The sequence below is a fragment of the Citrobacter sp. MGH104 genome, from assembly GCF_001034485.1.
GTDB classification, from domain to species: Bacteria; Pseudomonadota; Gammaproteobacteria; order Enterobacterales; family Enterobacteriaceae; genus Citrobacter; species Citrobacter freundii.
Window position 1 is genome coordinate 2,604,183 of sequence record NZ_KQ089818.1, and the last position, 18,111, is coordinate 2,622,293.

General features: G+C 53.7%; 16 protein-coding genes. 10 read left to right on the top strand and 6 right to left on the bottom strand.

Features of this window, described 5'->3' with window-relative positions; all coding sequences use genetic code 11:
• The first annotated feature begins 146 nt into the window (after positions 1-146).
• From SK34_RS12210 to SK34_RS12230, 5 genes are read left to right on the top strand one after another with little or no spacing between them, the layout of a single operon-like run.
• Complete coding sequence (locus SK34_RS12210; RefSeq protein WP_048233126.1) at positions 147-974, top strand: ABC transporter ATP-binding protein; 828 nt, start codon at positions 147-149, stop codon at positions 972-974.
• Positions 971-1,984 (top strand): FecCD family ABC transporter permease, encoded by a 1,014-nt coding sequence (locus tag SK34_RS12215; protein ID WP_048233128.1) that lies wholly within the window; start codon positions 971-973, stop codon positions 1,982-1,984. Before SK34_RS12210 ends, SK34_RS12215 begins: the two co-directional genes overlap by 4 nt.
• Positions 1,981-3,033: a FecCD family ABC transporter permease gene (locus SK34_RS12220; RefSeq protein WP_032948629.1), complete on the top strand. Its 1,053-nt coding sequence runs from the start codon at positions 1,981-1,983 to the stop codon at positions 3,031-3,033. The genes SK34_RS12215 and SK34_RS12220 overlap by 4 nt, the downstream gene beginning before the upstream one ends.
• Before the next feature lie 15 nt (positions 3,034-3,048).
• Positions 3,049-3,996, top strand: a complete 948-nt coding sequence (locus SK34_RS12225) for an ABC transporter substrate-binding protein (protein ID WP_048233129.1) — start codon at positions 3,049-3,051, stop codon at positions 3,994-3,996.
• A 2-nt stretch (positions 3,997-3,998) separates the two neighbouring features.
• Complete coding sequence (locus SK34_RS12230; protein WP_003021298.1) at positions 3,999-4,892, top strand: MurR/RpiR family transcriptional regulator; 894 nt, start codon at positions 3,999-4,001, stop codon at positions 4,890-4,892.
• 73 nt (positions 4,893-4,965) lie between these two features.
• Here SK34_RS12230 and SK34_RS12235 read toward each other — a convergent pair whose 3' ends face one another.
• From SK34_RS12235 to SK34_RS12245, 3 genes are all read right to left on the bottom strand, one after another.
• Positions 4,966-6,072 carry a 4Fe-4S binding protein gene (locus SK34_RS12235; RefSeq protein ID WP_048233130.1) on the bottom strand — a complete coding sequence of 369 codons (1,107 nt, stop codon included), beginning with the start codon at positions 6,070-6,072 and terminating at the stop codon, positions 4,966-4,968.
• 219 nt (positions 6,073-6,291) lie between these two features.
• Positions 6,292-7,680: a diguanylate cyclase gene (locus SK34_RS12240; protein WP_003847680.1), complete on the bottom strand. Its 1,389-nt coding sequence runs from the start codon at positions 7,678-7,680 to the stop codon at positions 6,292-6,294.
• Between the two features lie 79 nt (positions 7,681-7,759).
• Positions 7,760-8,392 carry a LysE family transporter gene (locus tag SK34_RS12245; RefSeq protein WP_048233137.1) on the bottom strand — a complete coding sequence of 211 codons (633 nt, stop codon included), beginning with the start codon at positions 8,390-8,392 and terminating at the stop codon, positions 7,760-7,762.
• 273 nt (positions 8,393-8,665) lie between these two features.
• On the opposite strand from SK34_RS12245, the gene yahO reads away from it, so the two are divergent.
• Positions 8,666-8,941: a DUF1471 family periplasmic protein YahO gene (gene yahO / locus SK34_RS12250; protein ID WP_003021310.1), complete on the top strand. Its 276-nt coding sequence runs from the start codon at positions 8,666-8,668 to the stop codon at positions 8,939-8,941.
• A gap of 32 nt (positions 8,942-8,973) precedes the next feature.
• Here the strand turns inward: yahO and prpR are convergent, their stop codons facing one another.
• Complete coding sequence (gene prpR, locus SK34_RS12255; protein ID WP_048233138.1) at positions 8,974-10,584, bottom strand: propionate catabolism operon regulatory protein PrpR; 1,611 nt, start codon at positions 10,582-10,584, stop codon at positions 8,974-8,976.
• A 252-nt stretch (positions 10,585-10,836) separates the two neighbouring features.
• Here prpR and prpB point away from each other — a divergent pair, with 252 nt between their 5' ends.
• The 4 genes from prpB to prpE all read left to right on the top strand — a co-directional run bounded on the left by prpB (position 10,837) and on the right by prpE (position 16,387).
• A complete protein-coding gene (gene prpB, locus SK34_RS12260; protein ID WP_003021316.1) occupies positions 10,837-11,718 on the top strand; it encodes a methylisocitrate lyase in 882 nt (293 codons plus the stop codon).
• A gap of 80 nt (positions 11,719-11,798) precedes the next feature.
• Positions 11,799-12,968 (top strand): bifunctional 2-methylcitrate synthase/citrate synthase, encoded by a 1,170-nt coding sequence (gene prpC, locus SK34_RS12265; RefSeq protein ID WP_003838667.1) that lies wholly within the window; start codon positions 11,799-11,801, stop codon positions 12,966-12,968.
• A 40-nt stretch (positions 12,969-13,008) separates the two neighbouring features.
• Positions 13,009-14,460, top strand: a complete 1,452-nt coding sequence (locus SK34_RS12270) for a bifunctional 2-methylcitrate dehydratase/aconitate hydratase (RefSeq protein WP_016149668.1) — start codon at positions 13,009-13,011, stop codon at positions 14,458-14,460.
• Positions 14,461-14,500: 40 nt separating this feature from the next.
• The gene (gene prpE, locus SK34_RS12275) at positions 14,501-16,387 is read left to right on the top strand and encodes a propionate--CoA ligase (protein ID WP_048233139.1); all 1,887 of its coding nucleotides are present in this window, start codon (positions 14,501-14,503) and stop codon (positions 16,385-16,387) included.
• A gap of 44 nt (positions 16,388-16,431) precedes the next feature.
• Here prpE and SK34_RS12280 read toward each other — a convergent pair whose 3' ends face one another.
• Both SK34_RS12280 and SK34_RS12285 read right to left on the bottom strand, forming a co-directional pair.
• Positions 16,432-16,704 (bottom strand): YceK/YidQ family lipoprotein, encoded by a 273-nt coding sequence (locus tag SK34_RS12280; protein ID WP_048233140.1) that lies wholly within the window; start codon positions 16,702-16,704, stop codon positions 16,432-16,434.
• A 152-nt stretch (positions 16,705-16,856) separates the two neighbouring features.
• Positions 16,857-18,110 carry an MFS transporter gene (locus SK34_RS12285; RefSeq protein ID WP_003847667.1) on the bottom strand — a complete coding sequence of 418 codons (1,254 nt, stop codon included), beginning with the start codon at positions 18,108-18,110 and terminating at the stop codon, positions 16,857-16,859.
• Position 18,111: the final 1 nt, after the last annotated feature.

The following is an 18,111-nucleotide window of genomic DNA, read 5'->3' on the forward strand; positions in this document are numbered from 1 at the left end:
GTTGTTGGCGACAGGTGATGTAACTACAGGGTGTAATTGCTTGACTACTACAGTGCAAGCCAGCAAGATCACAAAGAGAATGAGTTTTATTTTTATTTAGAGAATTACGCATGCAGGCTTTGCCATGCGGCGGCGCAGGAGTGAACATGCCACAGCATGTGGAAAATATCGCCCACAGAACGGGCATTGAACTACAACAGCTTTCTGCGGGTTATCGCCATAACACCATTGTCCACGATATCTGTCTCACTATTCCGCAAGGCAAAATGACGGTACTGGTGGGGGCGAACGGCTCGGGTAAATCAACGTTGTTAAGCACTATCGCCCGTATGTTGAAACCGCACGGCGGCAGCGTATTGCTGGATGGAAAAGCCATTTATCAACAGCCTACCAAAGCGGTTTCACGCCAGCTCGGCATCCTGCCGCAATCCCCATTGGTGCCCGAAGGACTTACCGTTTTCGAACTGGTATCGCGTGGGCGTTTTCCCTGGCAGAACATGCTTTCGCAATGGACGGACGATGACGAACGCGCCGTGGAGCAGGCACTCCAGTTAACCGGAACTGCTGATTTTGCGCATTTGCCGGTAGAGAGCCTTTCCGGTGGGCAACGTCAGCGCTGCTGGATTGCGATGGCGCTGGCACAGCAAACGCCGGTCATCTTGTTGGATGAGCCGACTACGTTTCTCGATCTGCGCTATCAGGTGGAGATCCTCGAACTGTTGCATTCACTGACTCGTCATCATGGCCGTACTGTGGTTGTGGTCCTGCATGACCTGAATTTTGCCGTGAATTACGGGGACATGCTGGTGTTCCTCAAACAGGGGACGTTGCAGGGCGTCGTGCATGATGGCGAAAACTGCACGCCCGAGTTGATTAAGCACGTGTTTGACGTCGACGTGCAGATGTCGGTGAATCCTCTCACCGGCAAACCGTTCTTTATGCCGTTCCGCGCGCTGGGCGGGCAAGAGCAATGACGGTCATGGCAAGCACACTGGCTCGTCGCCGTGGCCGGATTATGCTGGCGTTCCCCGTGTTAACGCTGCTGTTGTGTGTTCTGGCAGTGGTGCATCTGGGTGTGGGCGCACGCACTATCAGCCCGCAGACCGTCGTGCAGGCGCTGTTCCACTTTGACGCGAAAAATTTCGACCACCGGATTATTGTCTCCTTACGTCTGCTGCGCATGACGGCGGCGATGCTGGTCGGCGCGGCGTTAGGTGTTGCGGGGGTTCTGTTGCAGGCGTTGATTCGTAATCCGCTGGGAGAACCGCATATTCTGGGGCTGAATGCCGGTGCGGCGTTTGTCGTTGTGTTGTGCACCGCGCTTGGCGTGACGGGGGTAAGCCAGCCATTGCTGGCGGCAGGCGGTGCTGCGGCACTCTTTTCGTTGGTGATGGCGCTTGCATCTGCCGGGCGCGGTGGCTTAACGCCGCTGAAGGTCACGCTGTGCGGCGTGGCGCTGTCGGCCATGGTGTCATCGCTTACTGCGGCCATCCTGATTCTGGATGAACAAACCCTGTTGGCAATGCGCACCTGGCTGGTGGGTGATCTCGCGGGTCTGCGTTGGGAAAGTGTCAAAAGTGCCGTTCCCCTGTCGCTTGCCGGTATGGTGCTGGCGATCGCTATCGCGCCGGGCCTGAATATTCTGGCTCTCGGCGACCGTATGGCCTGTGGGTTAGGGGTGAACATTCTGCGCATACGCTTGCTGGCGATGATCGCCATTGCGCTGTTGTGCGGTGCGGCAGTTTCTGTCGTGGGGCCGCTGGGATTTATCGGCCTGTTAGTGCCTAACGTTACCCGCCGTCTGGTAACAAAAGATATTCGTCAGATGCTACCGACGTCGGCATTGCTGGGCGCGGCGCTGCTGCTGCTGGCGGATATTGCCGCCCGCACGGTGCTGGCTCCGCAGGAGCTGGCTACAGGGATCATGACCGCCCTGGTGGGCGCACCGGCGTTTATTTTCATTGCGTCGAGGTTTTTGAAATGAACGATATGCTGCAACGTGCAGGGCTTCGTGCATGGCGGGTGGGTGGATTTTCTCGTGTCATTCGTCCCAAAACCGTGCTGTACAGCCTCAGCCTGACGGTGCTGGCAATCGCATTACTGCTGTTTGGCGTGATGCAGGGGTCGCTCCCGGTTCCGGCTTCCGCTATCGGACGGGCGGTGTTTGACCCTCAGGCGTTGACGGCTCAGCAACAGTATGTCGTTTGGGATGTACGACTGCCTCGACTGCTGATGGCGCTTCTGTGCGGGGCGATGCTCGGATTGGCAGGGGCGGCGATGCAATCTATCACCCGCAACGGGTTGGCCGATCCCGGGCTCATCGGTGTCAAAGAAGGGAGTTGCGTGGTGGTACTGGCCCTGGTGCTGCTTTTCCCGTCAGCAAGTCTGGTTTGGCGGCCCCTGGCGGGAATGGCCGGCGGCGCACTGGTCGCCACACTGGTGATGCTGCTGGCCCGTGATTTCTCCCGGCCTCGCTTTGTGTTGATAGGCATTGGCGTGTCGTGGTTCTTTGCCGCGGGAATGGGCGTATTTATGACCACCGCCGATGTCCGTGACGTACAGACTGCACTGGTCTGGCTGGCGGGGAGCCTTCATGCCGCCACCTGGCCACTGCTGCTGGTGGCACTGGTCTGGACGTTGCCTGCGGCCATCATCTTATTTGCCACGGCGCGCGCTTCGGATGTGGCGCTACTTGGCAATGCGACGGCAACGGGGCTGGGTGTCCATTTACCCCGACTGGCGTTGTTGCGTTTTCTCGCGCCGGTTGTACTCACCGCCGCCAGTGTTGCCTGCGTGGGCAGCCTCGGTTTTGTCGGGTTGATGGCGCCACACATGGCACGATTCTGGCTGCGTGGCGGACAAACAGCGCTGCTGTGGGGAAGTGCGTTGATCGGTGCGTTGCTGGTGCTGGTTACCGATACCGTGGGTCGTCTGGCGTTTGCACCACTGCAAATCCCCGCCGGGATCGTCATTGCCCTGGTCGGTGGACCGTTCTTTTTGCTGTTGCTCTGGCGTCGCCGGGATCGTTTGTAATTGTTAAGAGGGTATATGCGTTTAATCTTTTCATTGCTGCTGCTGGTCGGCTGCACCGTCCAGGCGGCAGTGCCTGTTCAGTCATTTACTGACGATCTCGGGCGAGTGGTGAACGTGCCGCTGCATCCGCAGCGTATTGTGTCATTGCACGATCTCGACATCACTATTCCGCTGATCGAACTTGGCGTGCCTCCGGTGGCCAGTCATGGCCGAACGCGCCCGGATGGCAGCCATTTTTTACGCTCCGGCGTGCTGCTGACCGGCGTGGATTTTGATAATTCGAACATGACGTATATCGGTACGGCAGACATTGATATTGAAGCCATTGTGGCGGCAAAACCGGATTTAATTATCACCGAACCCAGCCGTAACACGCCGATTGAGCAACTGGAAAAAATAGCGCCGACGGTCAGCATCGATCATCTTGATGGCGGTGCGCCGGAAATCTACCGCAAGCTGGCGCAGCTTACCGGTACGCAGAACCGGCTGGCATTGCTGGAACGGCGCTACCGTGAAGAAATAGCCCAGCTCAAGCGGACGGTCGATACGCAGCACATCTCTGTGGCGGTAATACAGGCCAATCAGGGCAAAATCAATGCGTTGCACACCTATCATTCCCTGGGGCGAGTTTTACGCGATGCTGGTTTCACTTTCCCGAAGATTATCGACAGTATTCCGCCGGGTGGGCGCATTGATGTCAGTGCGGAACGTCTGCCTGAACTGGATGCCGATTTTGTCTTCGCGACCTGGCGTGGCGATACCGGCGGTAAACCGCAGGATGAAATCGCGGCGATGGATGCGGTGATGCCTGGCTGGTGTGAGTTCCTGACCGCCTGCCAGCGCGGACATTACGTTTTACTCTCCCGTGAAGAGGCGATATCTAATTCCTATGCCTCGCTCAGTCTGATGGTGGCGCAGGTGCAAACGCACATCGCCGGACGATGGCTACCGGAGGCTAAATAACCATGCTGACGGCGAAAAAAGCCAAAAACCGTATTGATGTCTATGGTGACCGTTTTCGCGCCCGGGCGCATTTACTCTCGCCACGTATGCAGGCCGTGGCGCGTTATATCAACGAAAACCGCGAAGTGGTGCTGGAGTTTACAGCGATAGAAATCGCTGCCGCCACGCAAACATCTGACGCGACGGTGGTCAGGGCAATTCAGGCGCTGGGGTTTGCCGGGTTGCGCGATTTAAAGCAGACCATTGAACACTGGTTTGGCCCTGGCGTGACCTCAGAAGAGAAGATGACCACCACGGTGAATACGCTCTCTTGCGATGTTAATTCCAGTATTGATTTTGTCTTGCAGGGGCATCAGCGTACCTGCGAAGCGCTTTCTACACCGCAAAACCGCTATGCAATTGCCCAGGCGGTGGCATTACTGGTAGAAGCCCGTCAGGTGGGAATTTTTGGTATCGGCGCATCCGGCGTATTGGCGGATTATACCGTTCGTCTGCTCAGCCGTATTGGCCTGCCTGCGGTAGCATTTAATCGCACTGGGATTAACCTCGCGGAGCAACTGATCGCATTGCAGCGTGGAGATGTGCTGATCATGATGGCGCAGAAATCTCCGCATCGTGAAGGGCTGACGACCATTCGCGAGGCCAGGCGGTTGGGTGTCCCGGTTATTTTACTGACGAACGCGCTGGACTCCCGTTTTAGTAAAGAAGCGGATGTGGTGATTAACGTGCCGCGCGGCGGCGAGAATGGGAAAATGCCGCTCCACGGTACGGTGTTGGTGTGTCTGGAAATGATTGTGCTGTCTGTCGCTTCCACTGCGCCGCAGCGATCAATTAAATCCGTGAAGCGGATTAACGAACTGTATCGGGGCATTGGTAAATCCGGGGCGAAGAAATAAACCGGTGATATCCGCTTTGTAGGCTGGGTAGGGTGTCGTCGCCACCCGGCATAAATGCAGACAGTTCAAACCATTAATGGCCGATCATTCTGGCCTTCGGGATCAGCTGGAAATACATATGATCCGGCACCGGCGTCTGCCAGACGTTGGCGTACACCGCATAACCTACGGCGGCAAACAGAATACCGAGCAGCAGTAGCGTCATTGTCCACCCTGATAACCTACCTTGTCGCCACCATGGTGTCGGCGCTGCGCTATGCCCTGATTGTGCGCCAGGCGGAGTCTGCAGTGAAAAGCTCAGCGTTGAGGCTACCGGGCAGGATTCAACGCAGGTCATGCAGCCAGTGCATTCCACGGTACGCACCTGAATCAGTCTGTCGACAGGGATATTCGACGGGCAGTTTTTCGCGCATTTTCCGCAGTCGATGCAACTGTCTGCGTTACGGCGGATTTTAAACGGCGAGAATAGCGAGAACAGGCCGAGCAGCGCGCCATAAGGGCACAGATAACGGCACCAGGCATTGCGAATAAACAGGCTCAGGACGCTGATAACGACAACAAAGATGAGCGTAGCGGGGCCAATATGGCGAAAGAAATCGAGCATCTTCACGTCGATAATCATGCCATAGGCCGACATTAGAAAATACTGAATCCCCTGTGCAGGCATCGACAGGGCGATATACAAAAAGAAACTCAGCAACAGATACTTTAGACTGAGCAGCGGGATATCCAGCCAGCGCGGCAGCGTGAAGTTGCGACCAAAGACTTTTTTCCCCAGATTGCCGAGCAGTTCGGACAGTGTGCCCACTGGACATAACCACGAACAGAAGGCTTTTTTTAACAACAGACTAATCAGGATAAACGCAACTAACAGCAGCATGGAGGCGGCATGGATAGGAGGAAGAAAACCAGTCTCCAGCGTATAACGGATATTCATCAAGCCCGCGATCGGTAGCCATCCCTCAATACCACCAGGCCTTGGAATATAGACGCTGGTGCCGGCGGTTTCGAAATAGCGGACCCAGTAATAGAACGTTACGCCAATATAAATATTAATAGCCAGCAGGAGAAACTGGGTGGCTTTTCGCCAACTGCTGGCATTTCGCCAGTCATTCCACGGCAGTTTGCCTCCGATCGTGCCAGGACGGCGCTGCCAGCGCGTTCTCTTCTTCCCATTCATGATTTTATACTATCCCTCATATTTCCCCTTCTGCATTCAGAAGGCGTTATCACCGGGATATGCTAGCGCTATTTAGATTTGGTGTATTTGATTTGCATCTTATTACGTGGCTGTTATTTTCATCATGCAAATATGCCTGAATAAAAATAACAGCTCGATATTTATCACAAGCCAGATAAATACCCTGAACGGGGTATTTATTTCTCTGCAGGGCAATGGTTATTCCTGATAAACCTCAACGCGGTCGCGACCATTACTTTTTGCCAGATAAAGTGCGCGATCGGCTTTATCAACCAGCTGTTTGTAGTCGGGATGATAATCATATTCGGCAATACCGATACTGACGGTAATAGAAAACGTTTCTGTCGCAGAGGCTGCCATGCGCATCTCAGCAATTTTCATGCGCAGCGTTTCCAGAATAATACTGGCCTGCGATTCATCTGACTCGACGAGCAGAATCATAAATTCTTCACCACCGTAGCGGAACACGTAATCGCTGCTACGGATATGTTCATAAATGACCGCTGCGACATTTTTGAGCGTCAGATCGCCGATATTATGCCCGAAGTTATCGTTAATTTGCTTGAAGTAGTCGATATCCAGCATCGCCAGGCTAAAAGGCTTACGCGCATGTAACGCCAGCGAGATTTCACGTCGCATGATGGTCGGAATAAAGCGGCGATTAAGCAACTGGGTCAGCGAATCTTTACCATTTTCCTGCTTAACCAGCGCCTCAAACATTGAAGCGAGCAGGAAATGGATTTTTGCCGACAGCTGGCGAACATCCTGTAATAAGCTCATCCGCTCGGGTTCTGTGGGCTGATGCTGAGGTGACAGGGTTGTCGTCAGACGGGTGTCGATCTCTGCAATCAGTGATTCCATTTCTTTGAGCAAATTGCTGTTGCCAAGAATATGTTTTCCCTTATGTGAGAACCACATACCAAAATCAGAGTTCGCCAGAAACACCATTTCACCGAAAGGCATTCCGGTAGCAATGTTATAGATAAACTGGTTTTCCCAGTCGGTAAACGAACGGATTTGCCGCTCGCGCTCGACGTTAACGTCATCGTAAATAGTCTGCAGACGATACTGCTCTTGTGTATGCAGGGAGTTTTGGTAGCTTGGGGAATAGGAGACGGTCATGGCCTCCAGCGCAGTATCCATTGCCAGACTGCTGAAACAGATAGCATTGCTCAGCAGGGAAGACGAGTCGTCAGCTTTGGTTTTCAACACCCGATACAGCTCATCTTTGAGCTTACGCGCGCCGCGGTTCACCAGATCGATGGGCAGACCGATACGGGCATGCACTACGCCAATTTTGCGTTGTTTGGCCAGCAGCTGTGAGAGATCTTCGTGCGCGCTGCCGAGCACGCTGCGTAACCAGTCAAACATACTGCCGCTGAGGCGGGTACTGACCTGTTCTGTATTGAGGAACAATGCACTCTGGGCATGAGAGAGCATATAGTCATAAAAAACGGTCACTAAATGGTGGATCTCTTCATCGCTTAACGATGTGAGGAGCGTGTGAACGTCAGGCGATGTTTGTCGTATCAGCGCCTGCCATTCTGTAAGGAGTAATGTGTCGTTTACCGGTTCAATCTGTTCCATCTCGCTGCCACTCAACATGCGATTAAAAATTCAGGCAGTATTACGGACAATTACCTCACGATGGTCAAGTTAAACTCTCTTATCGATGGCTAATACCCTCATAAATAAGCCTGAGCGCGAAGACACCTATTATTGCGCCAATGACTCGGCTGGCAACGCATTGGATGCGACCATACGCCCGTCGCACTGCAGGCAAAGAAAATGCCTGGCTGAGAAAAATACGCCAGATAACGGAAGACAACACAATACCTGCCCAGGCCATCACTCTGGCCCACGTAGGTGTGTCTGCGCTTAAGGTGACCGAGAAGATACTAATAAAAAACAGTACGGTTTGCGGGTTCGATAAATCCGTTAGTAATCCTCGGCGGAAAAATACATACCAGGGGGCGGAAATCGGCTGCTGTAGCGTGGGCATTTGCGGCGTGGCCTGATGGCGGATGCTGTTCCAGGCAAACCACAGCAGATAGACGCCGCCGACAATCTTAATCAATGAAAATATCTCTTCACACTGGGTGATTAGCGTTGCCATACCAAAAAGCCCAAGGCCGGAGTAAAACGCATCACCTAAGGCGACCCCCAGACCGGTCATCACACCTGCGCGTCGTCCGGATGCCAGGCTAGTTTGTACCACTACGAACAGATTTGCGCCGGGGTTAAAAAAGGTTAAAACAAACAGGCTGACGGTGAGCATGACGGCGTGTAGCGGTTCCATAGACAACCATTCCTCAAATATTCATAAAGTTAACACTATAATTTCAGCGAGCTGGCTGTTCTGAGGATCAACTCACACTGGCTATTGAAACTTTGATCTGGTTGATGTGCTGATACTCGACGGCCGGTTTTTTCTGCGCTGCAAAATTCCTATATATTTCTGCTGAGTGTGGATTTTTTATCCAGGCTGGACTAGTTATTAATCATCCTTGAATCGCGTTATCTCATGTTCAGGGATCGATGATGGCGTCATAACAAAACCTGGAGCTGGTCTATGAAAACTGGAATTAAAGTACTTATTGGTGCGTTAGCTTTTGTCGTGACCAACGCATATGCCGCGGAGTTTATGACAAAGCTTGAGTTTGAAAAGGTTGAGTCGCAGTACACAAAAATCGGTGATATCTCAACGAGCAATGAAGTTTCTGTCGCAGATGCCAAAGAAGAACTGCTGAAGAAAGCCGAAGAGAAAGGTGCCGATGTTGTGGTATTAACTTCCGGTCAAACGGATAATAAAATCCATGGCACAGCCAATATCTACAAGAAAAAATAATACGCTGCTGTAAAAATCACGATTCCCGCCGGTCATTGTACCGGCGGGTTTTCTTTTAATCTGCGCCAGAACGTGGTTCTGCTAATTCCGAGATAGCGTGCAGCCGCGGTTTTATCACCATTGAATTGTGCCAACACCTGCTGCGGCGTCAGCAATGACGATGATTGTGGTGAGTCTGCAACAATGGCCAGTTCCGGTAATAGCTGTTGTAAAAAATCAACATTCAGCTCCGGCTGCGGCTCGACGCTTAAAAATAGTGCCAGGCGCTCCATCATATTACGCAGTTCGCGGATATTCCCCGGCCAGCCATAATTCAGTAACGTCGGCTGACTTAAACCCAGCCCCTTGCGTACTGGCTCAGAAAACGGCACATCCATTTCCGCCAGCGACTGTTTTAAAAAACCTTCTGCCAGCGGCAGGATATCGGGCAAGCGCTCGCGTAGCGGCGGCAGCTTGAGGCGTAAAATGCTCAGGCGATAAAACAGATCGGTACGAAACTCCCCCTGTTTCATCTCCTGCTCCAGATTACAGTGTGTGGCGCTAATCACCCGGACATCGACCGGAATAGGCTGATGCCCACCGACTCGGGTGACCTCTTTTTCTTCCAGTACGCGCAGCAGCCGGGTTTGTAACGGCAGCGGCATCTCGCCTATCTCATCAAGAAAAAGGGTTCCGCCATGAGCAATTTCAAACAGGCCCGCGCGTCCTCCCCGACGAGAGCCGGTAAAGGCACCATCTTCATAGCCGAACAGCTCCGCTTCCAGCAATGATTCGGTGATTGCTCCGCAGTTGACGGCAACAAACGGCGGCGAGGGTTTACCGCGCCGATTCTCCTGACGAGTGAAAAACTCACGGTGAATGGCCTGTGCCGCCAGCTCTTTGCCCGTACCGGTTTCACCCTGAATTAGCACCGGCGCACGCGAGCGGGCGTAGAGCATAATGGTGTGTCGCACCTGTTCCATCTGCGCAGAATGACCGCGCATATCACCGAGCGCGTAGCGGGTGCGTAACGTATCGCCAGAAGCGTACTGACCGTTTCTACGCAGCGTCAGGCGGGTCATATCAAGCGCATCGACAAAGGCCTGGCGCACGGTGGCCGCCGAATAGATAAAGATGCCGGTCATACCTGCTTCTTCTGCCAGATCGGTAATCAATCCCGCACCAACTACCGCCTGCGTGCCGCCAGCCTTCAGCTCGTTGATTTGCCCGCGGGCATCTTCCTCGGTGATATAGCTGCGCTGTTCAAGCTGCAAATTAAAGGTTTTTTGAAAGGCGAGAAGCGCAGGAATGGTTTCCTGATAGGTAATGACGCCAATCGACGAGGTGAGCTTTCCTGCTTTTGCCAGCGCCTGTAGCACGTCAAATCCGCTGGGTTTAATCAGGATCACCGGGATCGATAAACGGCTTTTCAGATACGCCCCGTTGGAGCCCGCCGCAATAATGGCATCACAACGCTCGGTAGCCAGTTTTTTGCGGATATACGCCACCGCTTTTTCGAAACCAAGCTGAATGGGGGTGATGGTCGCCAGGTGGTCGAACTCCAGGCTGATGTCGCGAAACAGTTCGAACAGACGCGTGACCGAAACCGTCCAGATAACCGGTTTGTCGTCGTTCACCCGCGGTGGAAGATGCGTATCAGCCATAACCAACCCAAAAAGTAAGGAACTGAGTATTAGGGTTTAGTTGTGTTTCATAAATGTTGCAATGAAACGTGAAGGAACGTTTCATGAAACGATAGCTGACACGCTTTTGTGCATCAAAGATACAGTAATTTATGTTAACATATTGTTTTTTAAGGGGGATGTATAAATTAATTAAAAATTAAGGTCTTTGGCATACCCCTTGCTTTAAGTAAATCAACGAATGCTAACAAGTTGATAACAAGAGGACTGGATATGTCTCTACACTCCCCAGGGCTGGCGTTTCGCGCCGCGCTCAGCAAAGAAAATCCATTACAAATCGTGGGCACCATCAACGCCAATCACGCTCTGCTGGCCCAACGTGCCGGGTATCAGGCGATTTATCTCTCCGGCGGCGGCGTCGCTGCGGGGTCACTGGGGCTGCCGGATCTTGGTATTTCAACCCTTGATGATGTGCTGACCGATATTCGTCGCATTACTGATGTTTGCCCGCTGCCCTTGCTGGTGGATGCGGATATCGGGTTTGGATCGTCAGCGTTCAACGTGGCGCGTACCGTGAAGTCGATTTCCAAAGCGGGTGCTGCAGCGCTGCATATTGAAGATCAGATCGGCGCTAAGCGCTGCGGCCATCGCCCGAACAAAGCGATCGTCTCTAAAGAAGAGATGGTCGACAGGATCCGCGCCGCGGTGGATGCACGTACCGATCCCAACTTTGTCATCATGGCGCGGACCGATGCGCTGGCGGTGGAAGGGTTAGAGGCAGCCATCGATCGTGCCCAGGCGTACGTCGAAGCAGGCGCGGACATGCTGTTTCCGGAAGCCATCACCGAGCTTGCGATGTACCGCCAGTTTGCCGACGCGGTGCAGGTGCCGATCCTTGCCAACATTACCGAATTTGGCGCTACGCCGCTGTTCACCACCGATGAACTGCGCAGCGCAAACGTCGCGATGGCGCTGTATCCGCTGTCGGCTTTCCGCGCTATGAACCGTGCTGCGGAAAAGGTTTACAACGTGCTGCGTCAGGAAGGAACGCAAAAGAGCGTGATCGACATTATGCAGACGCGTAACGAGCTGTACGAAAGCATCAATTATTACCAGTTCGAAGAGAAACTCGACGCGCTGTATAGCAAAAAGTAACCGTCGTAGGCCGGATAAGGCACAGCCGCCATCCGGCAATAAATTTGTACCCTACATATTATAAAAATGACGAGGACAACATGAGCGACACAACGATCCTGCAAAATAGTACCCATGTCATTAAACCTAAAAAATCGGTTGCGCTGTCAGGCGTTGCCGCCGGAAATACCGCGCTGTGTACCGTAGGCAAAAGCGGTAACGACCTGCACTATCGTGGCTACGATATTCTCGACCTGGCGCAGCAGTGCGAATTTGAAGAAGTCGCGCATCTGCTGATCCACGGGAAATTACCCACCCGCGATGAACTCACCGCCTATAAAAGCAAACTCAAAGCGCTGCGCGGACTGCCTGCTAACGTACGCACCGTGCTGGAAGCGCTGCCTGCTGCCTCGCATCCGATGGATGTGATGCGCACCGGCGTCTCCGCGCTGGGCTGTACGCTGCCGGAAAAAGAAGGTCATACCGTCTCCGGCGCGCGCGATATTGCCGACAAGCTACTGGCATCGCTCAGTTCAATCCTTTTGTACTGGTATCACTACAGCCATAACGGCGAGCGTATTCAGCCGGAAACTGACGATGATTCCATTGGCGGTCACTTCCTGCACCTGCTGCATGGCGAAAAGCCTTCGCGAAGCTGGGAAAAAGCGATGCATATTTCGCTGGTGCTGTACGCCGAGCACGAATTTAACGCCTCCACCTTTACCAGCCGCGTGATTGCCGGGACCGGCTCCGATATGTATTCCGCGATTATCGGCGCGATTGGCGCACTGCGTGGACCGAAACACGGCGGGGCGAATGAAGTGTCGCTGGAGATCCAACAGCGCTACGAAACGCCGGACGAAGCCGAAGCGGATATCCGTAAACGCGTGGAAAACAAAGAAGTGGTGATTGGCTTTGGTCATCCGGTTTACACCATCGCCGACCCGCGCCATCAGGTGATCAAGCGCGTGGCGAAACAGCTTTCTCAGGAAGGTGGTTCGCTGAAAATGTACAACATCGCTGACCGTCTGGAAGACGTAATGTGGGAAACGAAAAAGATGTTCCCCAACCTCGACTGGTTCTCGGCGGTCTCTTACAACATGATGGGCGTTCCCACCGAAATGTTCACCCCGCTGTTTGTTATCGCCCGCGTCACCGGCTGGGCGGCGCACATCATCGAACAGCGCCAGGACAATAAAATTATCCGTCCTTCCGCCAACTATACCGGCCCGGAAGATCGCGAATTTGTCCCGATTGAAAAACGTTGCTAATTCAAAAACCTCTAAAGATAAAAAACAGGAAATGTACCCTATGTCCGCACATATTTCGAACGTCCGCCCCGAATTTGACCGTGAAATCGTTGATATCGTTGATTACGTCATGAACTACGAGATCACCTCGAAGGTGGCGTATGACACTGCGCATTATTGCCTGCTTGATACCTTAGGCTGCGGCCTGGAAGCGCTGGAATATCCGGCCTGTAAAAAACTGCTGGGGCCGGTCGTCCCAGGTACAGTGGTACCGAACGGCGTGCGCGTACCTGGCACCCAGTTCCAGCTCGACCCGGTGCAGGCGGCGTTTAACATCGGTGCGATGATCCGCTGGCTGGACTTCAACGATACCTGGCTTGCCGCTGAGTGGGGTCATCCTTCTGATAACCTCGGCGGTATTTTGGCCACGGCTGACTGGCTGTCGCGTAATGCGGTGGCGGTGGGGAAAGCGCCGTTGACCATGAAAACGGTGCTGACCGGGATGATCAAAGCTCATGAGATTCAGGGCTGTATCGCACTGGAAAACTCGTTTAACCGTGTTGGTCTCGATCACGTCCTGCTGGTAAAAGTGGCTTCCACGGCGGTGGTCGCTGAGATGCTTGGCCTGAACCGGGATGAAATTCTCAACGCCGTGTCGCTGGCGTGGGTCGACGGCCAGTCGCTGCGTACTTATCGCCATGCGCCAAATACCGGCACGCGTAAATCCTGGGCCGCAGGCGATGCGACCTCGCGCGCGGTACGTCTGGCATTGATGGCTAAAACCGGTGAGATGGGGTATCCGTCTGCGCTGACGGCGAAAACCTGGGGCTTCTATGACGTTTCTTTCAAAGGCGAATCTTTCCGCTTCCAGCGCCCGTACGGCTCTTATGTGATGGAAAACGTGCTGTTTAAAATCTCCTTCCCGGCCGAGTTCCACTCGCAGACCGCGGTAGAAGCGGCCATGACGCTGTACGAGCAGCTACAGGCCGCAGGTAAGACCGCTGCCGATATCGAAAAAGTGACCATTCGTACGCACGAAGCCTGTATCCGCATCATCGATAAAAAAGGCCCGCTGAATAACCCGGCGGACAGGGATCACTGTATCCAGTATATGGTGGCCATTCCGCTGCTGTTCGGGCGCTTAACGGCGGCAGATTACGAAGACGGCGTGGCGCAGGACAAACGCATTGATGCACTGCGCGAGAAGATCAACTGCTTCGAAGATCCGGCCTTTACCGCCGATTACCACGACCCTGAAAAACGCGCCATCGCCAACGCCATCACTCTGGAATTCACCGACGGCTCACGCTTTGAAGAAGTGGTAGTGGAATACCCAATCGGCCATGCGCGTCGTCGTACTGACGGCATGCCGAAGCTGGTCGAGAAGTTCAAAATCAACCTGGCGCGTCAGTTCCCGACCCGTCAGCAGCAGCGCATCCTGGATGTCTCCCTGGACAGAACTCGCCTGGAGCAGATGCCGGTCAATGAGTATATGGATCTCTTCATTATTTAAACCAGCGTGCAGCAAGGCGTAAGTTCAACAGGAGAGCATTATGTCTTATAGCGAGTTTTATCAACGTTCCATAACGCAACCGGAGTCGTTCTGGGCCGAGCAGGCCCAGCGTATTGACTGGCAGCAGCCGTATACGAAGGCACTGGACCACAGCAACCCGCCGTTTGCCCGCTGGTTTTGCGGCGGCACGACCAATCTGTGCCATAACGCCATCGACCGCTGGCTGGAGAAACAGCCTGACGCGCTGGCGCTGATTGCTGTGTCATCAGAAACTGAAGAAGAACGCACTTTTACCTTTCGTCAGCTGTATGACGAAGTGAACGTCGCGGCGGCGATGCTATTGTCGCTGGGCGTACAGCGTGGCGATCGGGTGCTGGTGTATATGCCGATGATCGCCGAGGCGCACATTACGCTGCTGGCCTGCGCACGCATTGGGGCAATTCATTCGGTGGTGTTCGGTGGTTTCGCCTCGCACAGCGTGGCGGCGCGCATCGACGACGCCAGACCGGTGGTTATCGTCTCGGCGGATGCCGGGGCGCGCGGGGGCAAGATCCTGCCGTATAAAAAGCTGCTCGATGATGCGATCGAACAGGCGCAGCACCGACCGCGTCATGTGGTGCTGGTCGATCGCGGTCTGGCGAAAATGGCGCGGGTCGAGGGACGTGACCTCGACTTTGCCGCCCTGCGCCAACAGCATCTCGGCACGAGGGTACCAGTTGTCTGGCTGGAATCAAACGAAACGTCCTGCATTCTCTACACCTCCGGGACAACCGGTAAACCGAAAGGCGTCCAGCGCGACGTTGGCGGCTATGCGGTCGCGCTGGCGACCTCGATGGACACCATTTTCGGCGGTAAAGCGGGCGGCGTGTTCTTCTGCGCGTCGGATATCGGCTGGGTAGTTGGGCATTCGTATATCGTGTATGCCCCGCTGCTGGCGGGGATGGCGACGGTGGTTTACGAAGGTCTGCCAACGTATCCGGACTGTGGTGTATGGTGGAAAATTGTTGAGAAGTATCAGGTCTGCCGGATGTTCTCCGCCCCGACCGCCATCCGCGTGCTGAAGAAATTCCCGACCGCGCAAATCCGTAATCACGATCTCTCCTCGCTGGAGGTGTTGTATCTGGCGGGGGAACCGCTGGACGAACCAACCGCCAGTTGGGTAACGGAAACGCTGGGCGTCCCGGTTATCGATAACTACTGGCAGACCGAATCCGGTTGGCCGATTATGGCAATTGCCCGCGGGCTGGACGACAGGCCGTCGCGTCTGGGCAGTCCCGGCGTGCCGATGTACGGCTACAACGTACAACTGCTCAATGAGGTGACCGGTGAACCTTGTGCGGCGAATGAGAAGGGCATGCTGGTGATTGAAGGGCCGCTGCCGCCGGGCTGTATCCAGACTATCTGGGGGGATGACGCGCGGTTTGTGAATACCTACTGGTCGCTGTTTTCTCGCCAGGTGTACGCCACCTTTGACTGGGGCATTCGTGACGCTGACGGCTATTACTTCATTCTGGGGCGTACGGATGACGTGATAAACGTGGCAGGGCACCGGTTGGGGACGCGCGAGATCGAGGAGAGTATTTCCAGCTATCCGAACGTTGCGGAAGTGGCGGTAGTCGGCGTGAAGGACGCGCTGAAGGGGCAGGTAGCGGTCGCGTTTGTTATTCCGAAACAGAGCGACAGCCTTGAAGATCGCGACATCGCACATTCGGAAGAGAAGGCGATTATGGCGCTGGTGGACAGCCAGATTGGCAACTTTGGCCGTCCGGCACACGTCTGGTTTGTGTCGCAGTTGCCGAAAACACGTTCCGGTAAAATGCTCAGACGGACGATCCAGGCGATCTGCGAAGGCCGCGATCCCGGCGATCTGACGACCATTGACGATCCCGCGTCGCTGCAGCAAATCCGTCAGGCGATCGAGGAGTAACATCGTGTGATGCCCGGTGGCGCGATGCTTACCGGGCCTACGTTCTAATCCACTTTCTTATACGGCCCGTGATAGTAATCAAACGGCGCATAAACCGTATCGGCCACGAACGATAACGGCACATCAACAAACAACAGCGCTAAATCGAAATAGTTATAATCGTAAGCGCCTGGGTTTTTTAGTTTATCAATATCATGATGCATACCCACGTAATAGGTATCTGAATTCTCGCCTGCCGTGCGTGCATCAATGCTGCCACATCCTGAAAGTAGTGCGCTGATAAAGAGCGCCGTTACCGCAATTGCCTTTCTGCTCATGCTATGACCTGGCTTCTCACCCCGTTTTACCATAACGGTAAAAAAGCGGTTTGTTGCCCGCAGAACTTAAACCTTCAGGTCAGGATGGTCGTGTGAAGATGACGCGTTGTAGGCCGGATAAACCACGTGAGGTGCATCCGGCAAAGATGCTTTCACAGCGCGACGCTTTCGCGACGACGCAGCAGGGAAAACGGCCCCGGTCCACTTAGGGTAAATACGGAAATCAACGTGAAGCTCAGCGCAATAATCCCCAGCACCAGATAAGCTCCCTGGAAACCAATACTTTCATACATTTTCCCGGCCAGAACTGACATGAAAATCATTGCTAACTGTTTGAAGAAGCAGAAACACACCAGATAAATCGTCGCCGAGAAACGCACTTCAAACTGACTGGTGATGTATTTGAAGCAACCGACGATCAGGAACGGTATCTCAAACATATGCAACGTTTTGAGAATAACGACTTCCAGCGCAGTGGTGGCGAATGAGGAGCCAATAATCCTTACCGACATGATCGTACCTGCCAGCAGCAGGGCGTTCTTGCCGCCGATGCGATTCACAATCAGCGGCGCAAAGAACATGATTGAGGCGTTGAGTAATTCTCCCATCGTCGTGACGTAGCCAAACACGCGGGTACCCTGTTCGCCGGTGGCAAAGAACGAGGTAAAGAAGTTGGCGAACTGCTGGTCAAACACATCGTAAGTACAGGAAACGCCAACTACGTACAAGGAAAGGAACCAAAGTTTTGGTTGTTTAAATAACTCCAGCGCCAGCTTCAGGCTGAATGCCGAGTTATTGGCGCCTACCGCATCTGCGACTTTTGCAGAAGAGGGGGCATCTGTTTTTGAAAATAACAGCAGCAATGCCAAAATGACCGCGCAGCCGGAGCCTAACCAAAAGACAAATTGGTTATTGATGGTGAACATAATGCCGGCAATCGAGGCGCACAGCGCCCAGCCCACGCACCCAAACATGCGCGCGCGACCAAATTCAAAGTTGCTTCGGCGGCTGGCTTTTTCAATATAGGCTTCAATCGCCGGAGCGCCGGCATTGTAAATAAAGCCAAGGTAAATCCCACCGACAATTGAACCCAGTAAAATATTAACTTGTAATAACGGACCAAAAACGTAAATAAAGAACGGGGCAAACATTACCAGCATGCCGGTAATTACCCACAGTAGATGTTTACGCAGGCCAAGCTTGTCGGATAGTAGTCCGAAAATTGGCTGGAATAACAAAGAAAACAGTGAGATACAAGCGAAGATGATGCCGGTATCGCCTTTGCTTATATGGTTTACCTCGTGTAACCAGATAGGGAAGAAGGGGAAATACGCGCCCATAATAAAAAAGTAAAAGAAGAAGAAAAAGCCGAACATCCAAAAGTTAGTGTTTTTTAAATAATACATA